This window comes from Pelobium manganitolerans (assembly GCF_003609575.1).
Lineage (GTDB): Bacteria > Bacteroidota > Bacteroidia > Sphingobacteriales > Sphingobacteriaceae > Pseudopedobacter > Pseudopedobacter manganitolerans.
Map to the genome: position 1 here is coordinate 1 of NZ_MBTA01000018.1, position 1,372 is coordinate 1,372.

Sequence of the window (1,372 nt, forward strand, 5' to 3'; positions counted from 1 at the left end):
CGCTAACGGTTTGCCGCTTTGCGAAGGCGGGGATTTTTAGTACTAATCTTCATTAGAAGCACAAAAGTTGAATTTAGCACTTTACTGTCATAGAAGCACGAACCCCCCGCTTTTGCAAAACGGCTGTTAGCACCAGTAGTTCTATTAAGACGCAAATTTTTCGCCTGTTGCATAAATGTCAAATGTCAGTTCAAGTCCAAGTCTTGTTATTCTATTTAATATTTCATTGTCCAGATAGAGTCCTGTAAAATTTCCGTTTCCAATATGATAAACAATTGTTACAAAAATGTTTCTAGTGCTTGTCTGTATGGAAAGTTGTTTAATTCCTTCAAGGTCTGTTTCTAATATGTCCAATAGGTATTTTAATTTTCTTTCAAGTCGTCCTGGCTCTGAAAAGGATTCAAATTCAAGTCCGTTGTAAGTGTATTCAAATTTTCCATTTGAAAAAAAGTCACCTTTTGTAATTGTCTTGGTTGGCTTAATAGAAGTGATTTTCAACAATTCGTCAGTCGTCAACATTTCCGAAGTCGGCATAAAACTAATTCCAACAAATGGTAATGTGTCTACAGCAATTAATTCAATATTGTTTGTTGTGTCAAAAACAAATTCAAGACAAAAGCTTTCATTTTTAACTTCAATATATGCTGTCGCTAATTTTTGATTATCGTCAAATTCGATTTTTGCAATTTTAGGTTTGTTGTCTTCGTATTTGACTTCCAATATTTTTAAATACTGTGTTGTCATCTCAAAAGTCGGATTGAGAAGTTCGTCAGTAATTATATTGATTATCGTTGTCGTCATACTATTGGTGCTAACGTTTTGCTAATTTGCGCATAAATGGCATTGCTTGCAGAACCGATGTCGTACCGCAATGAACTGAATAATTAACGAAAAACCTGTATTGAACCGCCGTCAGCCATTTTTGTGCAAATTTGCTGTTATGTACAGTTGTATCTTTTCTGTCGTTGCGATATTCAAGCATTTCCTGTTTCAGTTCGGTCAGCCCTAAAATAATGAGTTCAGTTTTCTTTAAGTTTGTCATTAACAACTAAAAAAATTCGGTCGGTCAGACGTTTGTTCGGTCCAAAGTCCAATGGTTTGTCGTTCAATTGAGCGTTTTGGTCGGTCTGAAACATGTTTTATAAGCGTTTAAATTCCATTTATTTATTCGTTCCGTTCGTTCAAAAATATTCTTTCAGTTCGGTTTTTTGGTTCAATTTATTAAAAGCTTGGGTCAGTCCAATTTTGTCGGTTTGCAAAGTCGGGAACGTTCCTTAACTGATGAATTTCTGTCGGGGAACACTTACACCTAACGGTTTGCAGGTTTGAGAAATTGCGGTTTTACTTGCAGAACCTCTGTCAGCCCGCACCA

At 35.9% G+C, this 1,372-nt stretch carries 2 protein-coding genes; both read right to left on the reverse strand.

Annotated features, from left to right (window positions below):
- Positions 1-144 precede the first annotated feature (144 nt).
- Positions 145-801 carry a DUF4279 domain-containing protein gene (locus BCY91_RS08530; protein ID WP_120181548.1) on the reverse strand — a complete coding sequence of 219 codons (657 nt, stop codon included), beginning with the start codon at positions 799-801 and terminating at the stop codon, positions 145-147.
- A 10-nt stretch (positions 802-811) separates the two neighbouring features.
- A complete protein-coding gene (locus BCY91_RS08535; protein WP_120181549.1) occupies positions 812-1,042 on the reverse strand; it encodes a hypothetical protein in 231 nt (76 codons plus the stop codon).
- Between the last annotated feature and the right edge of the window lie 330 nt (positions 1,043-1,372).

Bases quoted from the DNA above. Each gene is read 5' to 3' on its own strand.
- BCY91_RS08530 (WP_120181548.1), bottom strand. From the start codon at position 801: ATGACGACAACGATAATCAATATAATTACTGACGAACTTCTCAATCCG.
- BCY91_RS08535 (WP_120181549.1), bottom strand. From the start codon at position 1,042: ATGACAAACTTAAAGAAAACTGAACTCATTATTTTAGGGCTGACCGAA.